Source organism: Grimontia sp. SpTr1, from assembly GCF_947387585.1.
GTDB classification, from domain to species: Bacteria; Pseudomonadota; Gammaproteobacteria; order Enterobacterales; family Vibrionaceae; genus Enterovibrio; species Enterovibrio indicus.
Window position 1 is genome coordinate 124758 of the sequence record NZ_CANDOD010000015.1, and the last position, 14240, is coordinate 138997.

Below are 14240 nucleotides of genomic sequence, written 5' to 3' on the forward strand. Positions count from 1 at the left end.
CATGGCAAAAAACTTGATTTTATGGCTGGTTATCGCTGTTGTATTGATGTCTGTGTTCCAAAGTTTTGGACCAGGCGACAGTGCTGGCCGTCAAGTCGACTACACAACGTTCGTCCAAGAGATAGGACAGGATAAAATACAGGATGTACAGTTCGATAACCGCGAACTGAAAGTGACACGTCGTGATGGCACTGGCTATGTCACGTATATGCCTGTACTTCAAGATCCTAAGCTGCTTGACGATCTGATCAACGCGAAAGTTCAGGTGCGTGGTACACCACCTGAAGAACCAAGCATTCTAGCGTCTATCTTCATCTCTTGGTTCCCAATGCTGCTACTTATCGGTGTATGGATTTTCTTCATGCGTCAGATGCAAGGCGGCGGTGGCAAAGGTGCGATGTCTTTTGGTAAGTCAAAAGCGCGCATGATGAGCGAAGAGCAAATCAAAACGACTTTCGCAGACGTTGCTGGTTGTGACGAAGCAAAAGAAGACGTCAAAGAGCTGGTTGATTACCTGCGCGACCCAAGCCGTTTCCAGAAGCTGGGCGGTAAGATCCCGACCGGCGTCCTGATGGTTGGTCCTCCAGGTACCGGTAAAACTTTGCTGGCAAAAGCTATTGCCGGTGAGGCGAAAGTACCTTTCTTCACCATTTCCGGTTCTGACTTCGTTGAAATGTTCGTGGGTGTGGGTGCATCGCGTGTGCGTGACATGTTCGAACAAGCGAAGAAGGCATCACCATGTATCATCTTCATTGATGAGATTGACGCAGTTGGCCGTCAGCGTGGTGCGGGTTTGGGCGGTGGTCACGATGAGCGTGAGCAGACCCTGAACCAAATGCTGGTTGAAATGGATGGCTTTGAAGGTAACGAAGGCATCATTGTTATTGCAGCAACTAACCGTCCAGACGTTCTTGACCCAGCATTGTTGCGTCCTGGCCGTTTCGACCGCCAAGTTGTTGTTGGTTTGCCAGATGTTCGTGGTCGTGAGCAGATCCTGAAAGTTCACATGCGTAAAGTGCCATTGGGTAGTGATGTTGAAGCGTCACTGATTGCTCGTGGTACCCCAGGTTTCTCGGGTGCAGATCTGGCTAACCTTGTCAACGAAGCAGCACTGTTTGCTGCGCGTGGTAACAAGCGCGTTGTTTCAATGGTTGAGTTTGAACTGGCGAAAGACAAAATCATGATGGGCGCAGAGCGCAAGTCTATGGTGATGTCTGAAGAGATCAAAGAATCAACGGCATACCACGAAGCAGGCCACGCTGTTGTTGGCCGTCTGGTGCCAGAGCATGACCCTGTGTACAAGGTATCGATCATCCCACGTGGACGTGCGCTGGGTGTAACCATGTACTTGCCCGAGCAAGACCGTGTCAGTATGTCCCGTCAACACTTGGAGTCGATGATTTCAAGCCTGTACGGTGGCCGACTGGCTGAAGAGCTCATTTACGGTGTAGACAAAGTGTCTACCGGTGCATCTAACGACATCGAGCGAGCGACAGATATCGCCCGTAAGATGGTGACTCAATGGGGCTTCTCTGAGAAATTAGGTCCACTGCTATACGCAGAAGACGAAGGTGAAGTATTCCTGGGTCGCTCAGTGACACAGAGTAAGCATATGTCTGATGAGACAGCTCGTCTTATCGATGGTGAAATTCGTGAACTGATTGACCGCAACTACCTGCGTGCACGTAAGATTATTGAAGAAAACATGGACATCATGCATGCCATGAAAGATGCGCTGATGAAGTACGAAACTATTGATGCGGCGCAAATCGATGACCTGATGGCGCGTCGCCCAGTGCGAGAGCCAGCTGGCTGGTCAACTGACGACAGTTCAGACAATACACCGACCAAGCCAAGTGCTGAAGCGAAAGCATCTGACGTTCCTCCTTCTTCTGATGATGTCGAGTCTGGCAATAAGTCAGTCGACCCAGACGGCAAGTCGGAAGCGTAATTGGTGACTCATACCGACAAAACCCCGGGATAACTCGGGGTTTTTCTTTTATCTGTAGAAAATTATCTTCCCGAACAAAGCCTTCATATGAAACTCGTCAGCAAAAATAAGATTCTCGATCTGTCTTCACCACAGGTAATGGGGATCCTCAATGTGACACCGGATTCGTTTTCTGACGGTGGAAAATTCAATCGACTGGATACAGCGCTAAAGCATGCAGAAGCCATGTTGAAAGCGGGTGCGACCATACTCGATATCGGCGGCGAATCGACCCGTCCTGGTGCCGCAGACGTTTCCTTGGAAGACGAGTTGGAACGTGTGATTCCTGCTATTGAAGCCATTCGTTCTCGCTTTGACTGCTGGATATCCATTGATACCAGCAAAGCAGCCGTCATGCGTGAAGCGGTAGCTTCCGGTGCCGATATCATCAACGACGTCCGTGCACTTCAAGAGGCACAGGCTTTGGAAGAGGCTGCAAAAGCCAACGTGCCAGTTTGTTTGATGCACATGCAGGGGCAACCGCGCACCATGCAAACCAATCCTACCTATGATGATCTGCTTGGCGATATTTTTACCTTCTTTGAAGGTCGTATTTCGGCCTGTGAACATGTTGGGATCGAGCGGGAAAAAATTATTCTCGACCCTGGATTTGGCTTCGGGAAAACACTGACACATAACTACCAGCTACTAGCAAAGCTGGAAGACTTTCATCAATTTGGCCTGCCAGTTCTGGCGGGAATGTCACGAAAGTCTATGATTTTTAAATTATTAGAAAAATCCCCGACCGAGATTCTCGGGGGGAGCTTAGCTTGCGCCACCATAGCTGCGATGAAAGGGGCTCAAATCATCCGCGTTCATGACGTGGCTGAAACCTCTGATGTCGTCCGTGTTGTGAATACAATGCGAGAAGCAGCTGGTTTATTTGGAGATACACAATGACAGAACGTAAGTACTTCGGCACTGATGGTGTCCGCGGTAAGGTGGGTCAATTCCCAATCACGCCTGACTTTATCCTGAAGCTTGGTTGGGCGGCAGGTCGCGTACTGAGTCAGCAGGGCACTAAGAAAGTATTGATTGGCAAAGATACCCGTATTTCTGGTTACATGCTGGAATCGGCACTCGAGGCTGGTCTTTCAGCAGCAGGTCTACAGGCTGCTTTTACTGGCCCAATGCCAACCCCTGCTATCGCTTACCTCACGCAAACGTTCCGCGCTGAAGCGGGGATTGTGATTTCAGCTTCACACAACCCTTACTATGATAACGGCATCAAGTTCTTTTCATCAGAAGGAACTAAGTTGCCCGATGCTATCGAGCATGCGATTGAAGCAGAGCTTGAAAAGCCACTGACCTGTGTCGAGTCGGCGCAGTTGGGTAAGGCGAAACGTATTGTCGATGCAGCAGGGCGCTATATCGAATTCTGTAAAGGCACTTTCCCTTCTGAAATGAACCTGAAGGGCATGAAGATAGTTATTGACTGTGCCCACGGTGCGACCTATCACATTGCACCCTCCGTGTTTAAGGAGTTAGGTGCTGATGTTGTCGCGATGGGTGTTGAGCCAAACGGTACCAACATCAACGATGAGGTAGGTGCAACTGATGTACGTGCGCTTCAGGCTCGTGTAGTCGAAGAACAAGCTATGCTGGGTATCGCCTTCGATGGTGACGGTGACCGAGTCATCATGGTCGACCATGAGGGTAACAAAGTTGATGGTGATCAGATCGCTTATATCATCGCCCGAGAGTCACTGCGCCGTGGTGAACTGAAAGGCGGGGTAGTGGGTACGTTGATGACCAACATGGGCATGGAAGTGGCGCTGAAAAACCTTGGTATTCCATTTACCCGAGCCAAAGTGGGCGATCGCTATGTGATGGAAAAGCTGTTGGAAAACGGCTGGACGATCGGTGCGGAAAACTCAGGTCATGTCATTTTGCTGGATAAAGTGACGACCGGTGATGCGATTGTGGCTGCGTTGCAAGTACTGGCAAGTATTGTCGGTACGGGTATGTCGCTGAAAGAGCTGTGCGATGGCATGAGCATGTTCCCACAAGTACTAGAAAACGTGCGTTTCAGCGGTGACAGCGATCCTCTGGAGTCCGACGCCGTGCTGTCAGCGAAAGCGTCTGTAGAAGCCAAACTTGGCGAGACAGGTCGCGTGTTGTTGCGTAAGTCTGGCACTGAACCGCTGATCCGCGTTATGGTGGAAGGCGAAAATGCGGAAGACGTAAAAGCCTACGCATTAGAAATTGCAGATGCAGTGAAAGCAAACTGCTAATTTCAAAGTCCTTACAAGGATGGTGATGGGGCGGGAGTGTCCGGTTGGTTACAAGATGTGCAAACGAAATGAAAAGTGCTGTTTTTTTGCATTTTTCACTTGTTTCACCTGCTGGCATTCGTTAGTATTCTCCCGCTCCCAATGATGGGAGTTGCGCTGGTGAACTTGAAATGGTCATCTGGCTCAACAATTTGGAACATAGGTGGAACCCATGTACGAAATTCTACTTGTGATTTATCTGTTGGCCGCACTTGCTGTTATTGGCCTGGTTCTGGTTCAACAAGGTAAAGGCGCAGATATGGGAGCCTCATTTGGGGCTGGGGCATCAAACACTGTGTTTGGCTCTGGCGGCTCTGGAAACTTCCTCACCCGAATGACCGCGATCTTCGCGACGATATTTTTTATTCTCAGCCTAGTGCTAGGTAATCTGACTGCAAAGCAGACCAATGCCGGCGGAGAATATGACGACTTGAGTGTTCCAGTGGAACAGATCCAGTCAGGTGATGTGCCAGCTGCTGGTAACAACAGCGACATCCCGAACTAATACCTTTCGCTGAGGTGGTGGAATTGGTAGACACGCTGTCTTGAGGGGGCAGTGCCTTAACAGGCGTGCGGGTTCAAGTCCCGCTCTCAGCACCAATTTAAAAGTCCTGAATAAGGCCATCGTACTTGAATTAGTACATGAGGCGACGATATAATGTGCGCCGTTCGGACGCGGGGTGGAGCAGCTTGGTAGCTCGTCGGGCTCATAACCCGAAGGTCGTCGGTTCAAATCCGGCCCCCGCAACCACTTTGAGGTGATTGTTTATAGAGACCAAAACAGTCACTGGTCATGAGAAATCATGACATCAGGGTCCAGTTACATTAAACCCCGACATTCGGGGTTTTTTGTTATCTGAAGATGACCATTCGGATGGATAACTGGGCTTTTAGGCCCTTTTTTTATTTCTGGGGTTTGTATGACCGGACTAGAGAAACAGCTTCATGCCTTGCTTGAAGCGCCTGTAGAGGCATTAGATTACGAACTGGTCGGGCTCGAGTTTGTTCGTGCAGGACAACACTCCACCCTTCGTATCTATATTGATCACGAAAACGGCATCACAGTTGAAGACTGTGCTGAAGTTAGCCGCCAGGTTAGCGCAGTAATGGACGTAGAAGATCCAATTACTGTGGCTTACAACCTGGAAGTGTCGTCTCCTGGTTTGGAGCGACCACTGTTTAAAGCAGAACATTATCAGCGCTTTGTTGGCCACGAAGTGAACATTGTGCTGAAGATGGCCATGCAGAACCGCCGCAAGTGGAAAGGTGAAATTCTTTCTGTCGAAGGCGAAACCGTCACCATCAAGGTCGATGGCAACGAAGAAGCGTTCGCCCTGAGCAATATCGCCAAGGCCAACCTGGTTCCTTCATTTTAAGGTTAAATGAGGCATTAGTTCATGAACAAAGAAATCTTGGCTGTCGTAGAAGCGGTATCCAACGAAAAAGCAGTTCCACGTGAGCGCATTTTTGAAGCACTGGAAACGGCGCTGGCTACAGCTACAAAGAAAAAATACGAAGCTGACATCGATGTACGTGTTGCTATCGATCGTAAAACTGGTGAGTTTGACACCTTCCGCCGCTGGTTGGTGGTAGAAGAAGTGGCGCTGCCAACGCGTGAAATCACGTTGGAAGCGGCACAATTCGAAGATGAGACACTGGATCTGGGTGGTTTCGTTGAAGACGAAATCGAATCAGTGACGTTCGACCGCATCACGACCCAAACTGCGAAGCAAGTGATCGTGCAGAAAGTACGTGAAGCCGAGCGTGCTCAAGTGGTTGAGCAGTTCATGGACAACGAAGGTGAGTTGATCACCGGTGTGGTTAAGAAAGTTAATCGCGATGTGATTATCGTTGACTTGGGTAACAACGCAGAAGCGGCAATCCAGCGTGACGATCAACTGCCACGTGAAAACTTCCGCCCAGGCGACCGCGTTCGTGGTTTGCTGTATGCTGTACGCCCAGAAGCGCGCGGTTTCCAGCTTTTCATGACCCGTTCAAAGCCAGAAATGCTGATCGAACTGTTCCGCATTGAAGTGCCAGAAATCGGCGAAGAGATGATCGAAGTGATGGGCGCGGCTCGTGACCCGGGCTCTCGTGCAAAAATCGCGGTGAAAACCAACGACAAGCGTATCGACCCAGTAGGTGCGTGTGTGGGTATGCGCGGTGCGCGTGTTCAGGCAGTATCTGGTGAGTTGGGCGGCGAACGTATCGACATCGTGCTGTGGGACGACAACCCAGCGCAATTCGTTATCAACGCAATGGCACCAGCAGACGTTGCTTCCATCATTGTGGATGAAGACACCCACACGATGGATATCGCTGTTGAAGCTGACAACCTGGCACAGGCTATCGGCCGTAACGGTCAAAACGTACGTTTGGCGTCTCAGCTGACAGGCTGGGAATTGAACGTAATGACCGTGGAAGATCTTCAGAAGAAACACCAGGAAGAAGCTGGTCAGTCTATCGAACTGTTCAGCAAACATCTGGACATCGATGAAGACTTCGCTGCAGTGCTGGTTGAAGAAGGCTTCACGACGCTGGAAGAAGTGGCTTACGTACCAGCAGCAGAGCTTCTGGAAATCAATGGTCTGGATGAAGACACCGTTGATGAATTGCGTAACCGTGCGAAAGAAGCACTGACCACTATTGCGTTGGCAAAAGAAGAAATCCTTGATGGTGCAGAGCCAGCAGAAGACTTGCTTGGTCTGGAAGGTTTGGAGCGTGAAATGGCGTTCCGCCTGGCGTCGAAAGGCGTTTGCACTCTGGAAGATCTGGCTGACCAAGGCACAGATGATCTTCTGGATATCGAGGGAATGGATGAAGTTAAAGCGGGCGAGCTGATTATGGCTGCGCGCAATATTTGCTGGTTCAGCGACGAAGCTTAAGCGCAGCAAAGGAGGAGCAGAATGTCAGAGGTTACAGTTAAAGCACTGGCGAGCGAAATTGACACGCCGGTAGAACGTTTGCTGAAGCAATTTCAAGATGCAGGCATTCAGAAATCGGCAGACGACAATGTAAGCCAAGATGAGAAACAAACCTTACTGTCTCACCTTAAGCGTGAGCATGGTGATGATGGTAGCGCTCCAACTCGACTGACGTTACAGCGCAAAAAACGCAGCACATTGAGTGTTTCAGGTGCTGGCGGAAAGAGTAAGGATGTTCAGGTAGAAGTGCGCAAAAAGCGCACCTACGTGAAGCGCAGTGAACTGGAAGAACAGCGTGTAGCTCAGGAAGCTGCACAACGTGAAGCTGAAGAAGCAGCACAACGCGAAGCCGAGGAAAAGGCACGTCGTGAAGCTGAAGAAGCAGCGAAACGTGAAGCTGAAGAGAAAGCAAAACGTGAGGCTGAAGAGAAGGCCAAGCGCGAAGCAGAAGAAAAAGCACGTATTGCGGCTGAGAAAGCAAAAGCTTCGAACGAAACTGCGGAAGAAACTGCAGCTCGTGAAGCAGCTGAGGCGCAAGCAAAGAAAGAAGCTGATGAACTCAAGCGTCGCCAGGAAGAGGAAGCCAAGCGTAAAGCTGAAGAAGAAAGTCAGCGCCAGCTAGAAGAGGCACGCAAAATGGCAGAATTGAACGAAGAGCGCTGGAGTCAACAAGACGCAGCTGCTGTTGAAGTAATGGAAACAGCTGATCACCACACCACGACGTCGAAATACGCACGTGAAGCAGAAGATGAGGCAGATCGCCGTCAAGAAGCTGCACCACGTCGTCGTAAGAAGAAAAAATCAGCACAAGAGAAAGATGACTCTTCATCTTCTCGTCCACGCGGTGGTAAGGGTGGCAAGATCAAAGGCCGTATGGCTAAGCCAACCTCAATGCAGCACGGCTTCCAGAAGCCTGCTCAGAAAGTTACCCGTGATGTAGAAATCGGCGAAACCATCACTGTTGCTGAACTGGCAAACAAGATGGCGGTTAAAGCGACGGAAGTGATCAAGGCCATGATGAAGATGGGTGCAATGGCAACCATCAACCAGGTTATCGATCAGGAAACCGCTCAGCTGGTAGCTGAAGAAATGGGCCACAAGGTTGTTCTTCGCAAAGAAAACGAGCTGGAAGAAGCAGTACTGTCAGATCGTGATGGTGATGCGGTTCGTGAACCACGCGCGCCAGTTGTTACTATCATGGGTCACGTTGACCACGGTAAGACGTCGCTGCTGGACTACATCCGTAAAGCGCACGTTGCATCGGGTGAAGCGGGTGGTATTACCCAGCACATTGGCGCATACCACGTTGAAACCGACAATGGCATGATCACCTTCCTGGATACTCCTGGACACGCAGCGTTTACGTCTATGCGTGCTCGTGGTGCGAAAGCAACGGACATCGTTGTTCTTGTTGTTGCTGCAGACGATGGTGTAATGCCACAGACTATCGAGGCAATCCAGCATGCGAAAGCGGCTGAAGTTCCTCTGATTGTTGCAGTGAACAAGATCGATAAAGAAGCGGCTAACCCAGATCAAGTGAAGAATGAGCTGGCACAGCACAACGTTATCCCGGAAGACTGGGGCGGCGAGAACATGTTTGTTCACGTTTCTGCGAAGCAAGGTCTGAACATTGATGCGCTGCTGGAAGCTATCCTGCTGCAATCAGAAGTTCTGGAACTTGAAGCAGTACGTGACGGCATGGCGAGTGGTGTGGTTGTTGAATCACGTCTGGATAAAGGCCGTGGTCCAGTAGCAACTGTTCTGGTTCAGGAAGGTACGCTGAAGCGTGGCGATATCGTTCTGTGTGGCCTGGAATATGGCCGTGTTCGTGCGATGCGCGATGAGAACGGTAAAGAGATTGAAGAAGCAGGTCCTTCTATCCCTGTGGAGATCCTGGGTCTGTCAGGTGTTCCTCAAGCAGGTGACGAAGCGACTGTTGTACGTGACGAGCGTAAAGCACGTGAAGTTGCACTGTACCGCCAAGGCAAGTTCCGCGACGTGAAACTGGCTCGCCAGCAGAAAGCGAAGCTGGAGAACATGTTCTCTAACATGGCTGAAGGCGAAGTGTCTGAACTGAACATCGTTCTGAAAGCAGACGTACAAGGTTCAGTTGAAGCGATTGCTGATTCACTGGTGAAACTGTCTACTGACGAAGTGAAAGTGAAGATTGTTGGCTCTGGTGTGGGCGCAATCACTGAAACTGACGCAGTACTGGCAGCGGCATCTAACGCGATTCTGGTTGGTTTTAACGTGCGTGCTGATGCATCTGCACGTAAGACCATCGACGCTGAAAGTCTGGATCTTCGCTACTACTCAGTGATTTACGCGCTGATCGACGAAGTGAAACAAGCGATGAGCGGCATGCTGGCACCTGAGTTCAAACAAGAAATCATGGGTCTGGCAGAAGTACGTGACGTGTTTAAGTCACCGAAACTGGGCGCAATTGCAGGCTGTATGGTTACTGAAGGTACCATCAAGCGTAACAACCCAATCCGCGTACTGCGCGATAACGTGGTTATCTACGAAGGTGAGCTTGAGTCACTGCGTCGCTTTAAAGACGACGTACAAGAAGTGGCGAAAGGTTACGAATGTGGTATCGGCGTTAAGAACTACAACGATGTACGTGTAGGCGACCAAATCGAAGTATTCGAAATCGTTGAAGTGAAACGTACTATCGAATAATAACCGACCGTAACAGGTTGTTTATAAACACCATGGGGGGAAGTGCTCAGCGCTTTCCCCCCATTTCTTATGAGAGAAGAGCGTTATGGCAAAAGAATTTAGCCGCACTCAACGCGTGTCGCAGCAGCTGCAAAAAGAAATTGCCCTGATCCTGCAACGCGAAATTAAAGACCCACGCATTGGTATGGTCACAGTTTCCGGCGTAGAAGTGTCCCGTGATCTGGCTTACGCAAAAGTATTCGTGACTTTCCTGACCATGGGTGAGCAAACCCCACAAGGTGGTCTGGAAGCGCTTCAAGAAGCAACTGGCTACATCCGAAGCCTGCTGGGCAAAGCGATTCGTCTGCGCGTCACTCCTGAAATTACTTTCTTCTTTGATGAATCACTGACAGAAGGTATGCGTATCTCTAACCTGGTTTCTCAAGCCGTGAAATCAGACGAAGAGCGCCGTGTGGATGAAAACGGAGACGAAGAATAATGGGTCGCCGTCCACGTCGTCGCGGACGCCCTGTCGACGGTATTATCCTGCTGGATAAGCCGACAGGCATTACATCGAACTCCGCACTACAGAAAGTAAAAAACATCTACTTCGCTGAAAAAGCAGGCCATACCGGTGCGTTGGATCCACTGGCAACCGGTATGCTGCCAATTTGCTTCGGTGAAGCGACCAAGTTTTCACAGTTCCTTCTCGATTCTGACAAACGTTACCGTGTGATTGCCAAGCTTGGCGAGCGCACGAACACCTCAGATTCTGACGGTGAAGTGGTCGAAACCCGCGAAGTGAAAGTGAGCATGGGTGATCTGGAGCGAAGCATAGCGTCGTTCCGCGGTGAAACCATGCAGGTTCCTTCTATGTTTTCAGCATTGAAGTACGAAGGTAAGCCGCTGTACGAATACGCACGCAAAGGCATTGAAGTACCGCGTGAAGCCCGTAAGATCACTGTGTACGAAATCTCACTGCTGCGCTTTGAAGGCCAGGAAGTCGAGATGGAAGTCCATTGCTCGAAAGGCACTTACATCCGCACTATCGTTGACGATCTGGGCGAGATGCTGGGCTGTGGTGCGCACGTGACTATGCTGCGTCGTACCGGCGTTTCAGGCTATCCATATGAGAAAATGGTGACACTTGAGCAACTGGAAGCACTGCTTGAACAAGCGCGCGAGCAAGACATTCAGCCGCGTGAGCTGCTGGATCCACTGCTTCTGCCATTGGATACTGCTGTACAGGATTTGCGTGAAGTGAACCTGCTGCCAGTGGTGGCGAGTTACGCACTGCAAGGCCAGGCGGTTCAAATCCCCAATGAGCCAGCAGAAGGCGAAGTTGTCCGTGTGACCATGGGTGAAGACAATACCTTTATCGGTGTCGGTGAAATCGATGCTGAAGGCATGTTGAAGCCGCGCCGTTTGGTGCGTACGCACGACGTATAAATTTATGGCGTGATGAAGCCTGCGGCAGTTGCCTTATGTTGGGAATCGCTGTAGAATTCGCCGCCTCGGGTGTCGGCTGAATCAGAGATTGGCTGACACAAATTAAAACCTTTTACATTTAGGAAAAGACTATGTCTCTGAATGCAGAAACTAAAGCAGCAATCGTTGCTGAATACGCGCAAGGCGCAAACGACACTGGTTCTCCAGAAGTACAAGTAGCTCTGCTGACTGCTTCTATCAACCACCTGCAAGGCCACTTCGCTGAGCACAAAGGTGACCACCACAGCCGTCGCGGTCTGCTGCGCATGGTTTCTCGCCGTCGTAAGCTTCTTGACTACCTGAAAGGTAAAGATGCTGACCGTTACCTGGAGCTGATCAAGCGTCTGGGTCTGCGCCGCTAATAAGCCTCTGGCTTTTAAGTATCGCATTCCGAAAAGGAGCCCTTGTGGCTCCTTTTCTCGTTTTTGCTCCCCGAAACCTCCTCCCTTCGACTAGGCTTAGCCTTCGGTGCGCTTTCCTCACAATGCCTAAAAGGGCGATTGTGGATAAACCTTCAACATCCGTAGATTTTTGTGGCATTTACGCACGAAACTTACGGTCTCACGTTACCGTTCATCGTGTAGCCGTGTATAATGTTGGCGCTTTCATCGGACTCACAGTCAACGAAGTCGACCATCAGGTCGCGACTATTGAGAAAGCTTTCCAGCCAAGGCGAAAACTTTCTCATTAGTCGCGATTGGTGAGACCTTTGAAAGAAAAGTAAAACCGCGCGTATTCGCGCACAACTACAAGGAATCTCTCGTGAATCCAATCGTAAAAACGTTCCAGTACGGTAACCACACCGTGACTTTGGAAACTGGCGTAATGGCTCGCCAGGCGACTGCTGCAGTTATGGTTAGCATGGACGATACTTCGGTATTCGTTTCTGTTGTTGGTAAAAAAGAAGCGGTTGAAGGTCAAGACTTCTTCCCTCTGACTGTTAACTACCAAGAGCGTACTTACGCGGCAGGTAAAATCCCAGGTGGTTTCTTCAAGCGTGAAGGTCGTCCTTCTGAAGGCGAAACCCTGACTGCGCGTCTGATCGACCGTCCAATCCGTCCGCTGTTCCCTGACAACTTCAAAAACGAAGTGCAGGTTATCGCGACTGTGGTTTCTGTAAACCCGAACGTTAGCCCAGACATCGTGACCATGATTGGTACTTCTGCGGCGCTGGCGATTTCTGGCATCCCATTCAACGGCCCAATCGGTGCTGCGCGTGTTGGTTTCATCAACGATGAGTTGGTACTGAACCCAAGCAACACTGAGCTTGAGAACAGCCGTCTGGATCTGGTTGTTGCTGGTACTGAAGGCGCAGTTCTGATGGTTGAATCAGAAGCTGACCGTCTGTCTGAAGAGCAAATGCTGCAAGCGGTTGTGTTCGGTCACGATCAACAGCAAGTGGTTATTCAGGCTATCAACGAGTTCGCAGCAGAAGTTGCTACTCCAGCTTGGGATTGGACTGCACCAGAAGTAAACACTGAGCTGAAAGCGCGTGTTGCTGAACTGGCTGAGGCACAATTCACCGAAGCGTACCAAATCACTGAGAAAATGGCGCGTTACGACCGTGTTGGCGAAATCAAGTCAAGCGTGAAAGAGCAACTGCTTGAACAAGACGAGACGCTGGACGCACGTGAAATCCAAGGCATGCTGTACAGCCTTGAAAAGAACGTAGTACGTAGCCGTATCATTGCCGGTGAACCACGTATCGACGGCCGTGAGAAAGACATGGTTCGTGCACTGGACGTTCGTACTGGCGTTCTGCCACGTACCCACGGTTCTTCACTGTTCACCCGTGGTGAAACTCAGGCGCTGGTAACGGCAACTCTGGGTACTCAGCGTGATGCGCAAATCATCGACTCAATCACTGGTGAAACAACGGATAACTTCCTGTTCCACTATAACTTCCCTCCATACTGTGTAGGTGAGACCGGCTTTGTTGGCTCTCCTAAGCGTCGTGAAATCGGCCACGGTAAACTGGCGAAGCGTGGTATCCAGTCAGTGATGCCATCTCAGGAAGAATTCCCGTACACAGTTCGTGTAGTATCTGAAATCACTGAATCTAACGGTTCTTCTTCAATGGCTTCTGTTTGTGGTTCATCGCTGGCGCTGATGGACGCAGGTGTGCCAATCAAGAAATCTGTTGCGGGTATCGCGATGGGTCTTGTGAAAGAAGGCGAAGACTTTGTTGTTCTGTCTGACATCCTGGGTGACGAAGACCACCTGGGCGACATGGACTTCAAAGTAGCGGGTACTGATGACGGTGTGACTGCGCTGCAGATGGACATCAAGATCGAAGGTATCACCAAAGAGATCATGCAGATCGCTCTGAACCAAGCAAAAGGTGCGCGTCTGCACATCCTGAGCGTGATGGATCAGGCTATCTCTTCTGCACGTGACGATATCTCTGAGTTCGCACCACGTATCCATACCATCAAGATCAACCCAGAGAAGATCAAAGATGTTATCGGTAAAGGCGGTGCGGTTATCCGTGCGCTGACTGAAGAAACTGAAACCACTATCGAAATCGAAGACGACGGTACTGTGAAGATCGCAGCAACCGACGGCGAGAAAGCGAAAGCGGCTATCGCGCGCATCGAAGCGCTGACTGCAGAAGTGGAAGTAGGTCGTATCTACACCGGTAAAGTCACCCGCATCGTAGACTTCGGTTGCTTCGTGTCTGTTATCGGCACCAAAGAAGGCCTGGTACACATTTCTCAAGTGGCTGATAAGCGAATCGAGAAAGTGTCTGACTACGTTGAAATGGGTCAGGAAGTACAGGTTAAGGTTCTGGAAATCGACCGTCAGGGTCGTATCCGCTTGTCAATGAAAGAAGCGGTAGAGCAAGCGCCGGAAGCTTCAGAAACTGACGCACAGCCAGAAGCTGACGCATAACGGTTTACGCTT

At 50.3% G+C, this 14240-nt stretch carries 12 protein-coding genes and 2 tRNA genes; 13 read left to right on the plus strand and 1 reads right to left on the minus strand.

Annotated elements, in window-relative coordinates:
* Position 1 precedes the first annotated feature (1 nt).
* The 12 genes from ftsH to rpsO all read left to right on the plus strand — a co-directional run bounded on the left by ftsH (position 2) and on the right by rpsO (position 11698).
* Entirely contained in the window at positions 2 to 1951 is a 1950-nt protein-coding gene (gene ftsH, locus QL223_RS19295; protein ID WP_281545663.1) for an ATP-dependent zinc metalloprotease FtsH, read from the plus strand.
* Positions 1952 to 2038: 87 nt separating this feature from the next.
* Positions 2039 to 2890: a dihydropteroate synthase gene (gene folP, locus QL223_RS19300; RefSeq protein ID WP_281545664.1), complete on the plus strand. Its 852-nt coding sequence runs from the start codon at positions 2039 to 2041 to the stop codon at positions 2888 to 2890.
* Complete coding sequence (glmM, locus tag QL223_RS19305; protein ID WP_046303871.1) at positions 2887 to 4224, plus strand: phosphoglucosamine mutase; 1338 nt, start codon at positions 2887 to 2889, stop codon at positions 4222 to 4224. The genes folP and glmM overlap by 4 nt, the downstream gene beginning before the upstream one ends.
* Before the next feature lie 211 nt (positions 4225 to 4435).
* Entirely contained in the window at positions 4436 to 4768 is a 333-nt protein-coding gene (gene secG, locus QL223_RS19310; RefSeq protein WP_002540329.1) for a preprotein translocase subunit SecG, read from the plus strand.
* Positions 4769 to 4776: 8 nt separating this feature from the next.
* Positions 4777 to 4863, plus strand: a tRNA-Leu gene (locus QL223_RS19315).
* 74 nt (positions 4864 to 4937) lie between these two features.
* Positions 4938 to 5014 (plus strand) — tRNA-Met (locus QL223_RS19320).
* A gap of 169 nt (positions 5015 to 5183) precedes the next feature.
* Entirely contained in the window at positions 5184 to 5639 is a 456-nt protein-coding gene (gene rimP / locus QL223_RS19325; RefSeq protein ID WP_002540328.1) for a ribosome maturation factor RimP, read from the plus strand.
* A 21-nt stretch (positions 5640 to 5660) separates the two neighbouring features.
* Complete coding sequence (gene nusA / locus QL223_RS19330) at positions 5661 to 7148, plus strand: transcription termination factor NusA (protein ID WP_165016980.1); 1488 nt, start codon at positions 5661 to 5663, stop codon at positions 7146 to 7148.
* 21 nt (positions 7149 to 7169) lie between these two features.
* Positions 7170 to 9869, plus strand: a complete 2700-nt coding sequence (gene infB / locus QL223_RS19335) for a translation initiation factor IF-2 (protein WP_046303873.1) — start codon at positions 7170 to 7172, stop codon at positions 9867 to 9869.
* 85 nt (positions 9870 to 9954) lie between these two features.
* Positions 9955 to 10347, plus strand: a complete 393-nt coding sequence (gene rbfA / locus QL223_RS19340) for a 30S ribosome-binding factor RbfA (RefSeq protein WP_281545665.1) — start codon at positions 9955 to 9957, stop codon at positions 10345 to 10347.
* A complete protein-coding gene (truB, locus tag QL223_RS19345; protein WP_281545666.1) occupies positions 10347 to 11297 on the plus strand; it encodes a tRNA pseudouridine(55) synthase TruB in 951 nt (316 codons plus the stop codon). Before rbfA ends, truB begins: the two co-directional genes overlap by 1 nt.
* 131 nt (positions 11298 to 11428) lie before the next feature.
* Entirely contained in the window at positions 11429 to 11698 is a 270-nt protein-coding gene (gene rpsO, locus QL223_RS19350; protein ID WP_002540321.1) for a 30S ribosomal protein S15, read from the plus strand.
* A 191-nt stretch (positions 11699 to 11889) separates the two neighbouring features.
* On the opposite strand, the gene QL223_RS19355 is transcribed toward rpsO, so the two are convergent.
* Positions 11890 to 12024, minus strand: a complete 135-nt coding sequence (locus QL223_RS19355; protein ID WP_256481771.1) for a hypothetical protein — start codon at positions 12022 to 12024, stop codon at positions 11890 to 11892.
* A gap of 74 nt (positions 12025 to 12098) precedes the next feature.
* Here QL223_RS19355 and pnp point away from each other — a divergent pair, with 74 nt between their 5' ends.
* Positions 12099 to 14228: a polyribonucleotide nucleotidyltransferase gene (pnp, locus tag QL223_RS19360; protein ID WP_046303875.1), complete on the plus strand. Its 2130-nt coding sequence runs from the start codon at positions 12099 to 12101 to the stop codon at positions 14226 to 14228.
* Positions 14229 to 14240: the final 12 nt, after the last annotated feature.